Source organism: Pseudonocardia sp. ICBG601 (assembly GCF_020496245.1).
Genome location: NZ_JAHLJA010000261.1, coordinates 1 through 2,133, shown reverse-complemented (window position 1 = coordinate 2,133; position 2,133 = coordinate 1). Strand labels below are relative to the sequence as shown.

General features: G+C 66.8%; 2 protein-coding genes. Both read left to right on the top strand.

What is annotated here, in order from left to right; translation table 11 throughout:
* Positions 1–190: 190 nt before the first annotated feature.
* Positions 191–595 carry a helix-turn-helix transcriptional regulator gene (locus tag KPL57_RS73775; RefSeq protein WP_226359404.1) on the top strand — a complete coding sequence of 135 codons (405 nt, stop codon included), beginning with the start codon at positions 191–193 and terminating at the stop codon, positions 593–595.
* Positions 478–1,038: a Scr1 family TA system antitoxin-like transcriptional regulator gene (locus tag KPL57_RS73770; protein ID WP_226359405.1), complete on the top strand. Its 561-nt coding sequence runs from the start codon at positions 478–480 to the stop codon at positions 1,036–1,038. Before KPL57_RS73775 ends, KPL57_RS73770 begins: the two co-directional genes overlap by 118 nt.
* The last annotated feature ends 1,095 nt before the right edge of the window (positions 1,039–2,133 follow it).

Genomic DNA, 2,133 nt, shown 5'->3' with positions numbered 1-2,133 from the left:
ACAACCCGTCGAGACCCCGACTATTTGGACTCCTAGCCGCCGCACCCAGAGTGCATAGAAGCGACATGCATTCGAGCATGACGTAGCGGTCGTCGGGCGTCAAGGGGTCGCTCCGGCAACCCTGCCTACGCGGCCCCCAAGCGGGGGCCTCGCCGCAGTCCCGGAGCCATGGAAGCAGGGAGGAGCAGACGTGACTGGAGACCGAGTCGACGCTCAACGCCACCTCGGCGAAGAGCTTCGGACACGACGGCACGCGGCTGGCCTGACCGGGCACGCACTCGCCGCAATAATCGGTCTCGACCAATCGCGAATCAGTAGAATCGAATTAGGGCGATTAAGAATATCCGAGTTCGAGCTACAGAGATGGCTCCAGGAAACATCAACGCCACCGGAGGTGTGTGCGCAGATAACGAGCATCGCCCAGCGGGCATGCGGAACGGTCGCATTATGGAGAAACGTTCCAGTTAGCGGTGGAATATTCAGGCAAGAGATATTTCCGCCCTGGAAAGGGCCGCATCACGAGTTGCCGTGTGGCAAAACTCGACTATTCCAGACGTCCTTCAGACTGCTGCCTACATGCACTGGCTGGCCGTGACGGTCGCCGCAAATTCGAAGCAGCGCCTAGCCGCGAACATTCTCGCCAAGGTCACACGACAGAAGATTCTCTACGAGACCCCCAGCCGCCTCGACGTTGTCATTTCCGAGCGGGCGCTTAGATGCCCCTCAGGAGATAGAGGCATCATGATTGATCAGTTGCATTGGCTCGGCTCTCTGGCGCGTTACGGTAGATTTAATTTGTGGATCCTAACCGCAAACGCCGAGTCGCATATTGATCGCGGTCCGAGTTTCACGATTTACATGTCACCCAATAAGGATGCTGACGATCTAGCTGTTCGAACTCCTGGCGACGTCACAATCAGCCCTGAGCCAAGCCAGAGAACGTGCGGCACTACATCGACCAGTTCCGTGACTACCAAAGGCGCAGTTTGCGCGGCGACCAGGCGATCGAGTTCGTTGAGGGTCTTGCTCGGGAGATGAGCGACGGCAGGTCCGGTGCCAGCGCCGCCGACGGTGAGTGTGACGGCGCGTGATTGTCCAGTTGTCCAGCTGGACAACGGAGCGGGCGTGCTAGTGTGCGTCCTACGCGCGTGCGTGCACGCACGCGCGTAGGACGCCGAAGTCCAACCGCTTGTCCAGTCTTTGTCCAGTGGTTTGTCTACCTCCTGGACAAGCACAGAGCGTGACGTAGACAAGCTCCCGAGGCCCCAGGGGCTGCTTCCAGGTCGCTCGCCGACGCGGCGTAGCGCACCCCATGACTTGGCCGAGCACCCCCGGCGAGCACCCCGGCGAGCACCCCCGGCGAGCACCCCGGCGAGCACCCCCGGCGAGCACCCCCGGCGAGCACCCCCGGCGAGCACCCCCGGCGAGCACCCCGGCGAGCACCCCCGGCGAGCACCCCCGGCGAGCACCCCGGCGAGCACCCCCGGCGAGCACCCCCGGCGAGCACCCCGGCGAGCACCCCCGGCGAGCACCCCGGCGAGCACCCCGGCGAGCACCCCCGGCGAGCACCCCGGCGACCCCCGCCCCGGAGCACCCGGCGAGCACCCCCGGCGAGCACCCCCGGCGAGCACCCCCGGCGAGCACCCCGGCGAGCACCCCGGCGAGCACCCCCGGCGAGCACCCCGGCGAGCACCCCCGGCGAGCACCCCCGGCGAGCACCCCGGCGAGCACCCCCGGCGAGCACCCCGGCGAGCACCCGGCGAGCACCCCGGCGAGCACCCCCGGCGAGCACCCCGGCGAGCACCCCCGGCGAGCACCCGGCGAGCACCCCCGGCGAGCACCCCCGGCGAGCACCCCGGCGAGCACCCCCGGCGAGCACCGAAGAACGGTGGCCCGGGACTTCTTGTCTTTGCCGGTCGCATACGGCCCGGGCGGACACTGCGCATTCATGGTCGGCGGGGTCGTGTAATGTCACGTGCGCCACTACACGTGCGGCGGAGGAGCGGATCGGTCATGACTGTTCATGAACTCAGGCCCACGAGCGGAAACGGCGAGCCGGCGTGGGCTCTGCGGTGAGCTGTGGGCCGGTCGGGAACAGCAACTGATCCCGGAGGAAAACCTCCCGCAGTCGGG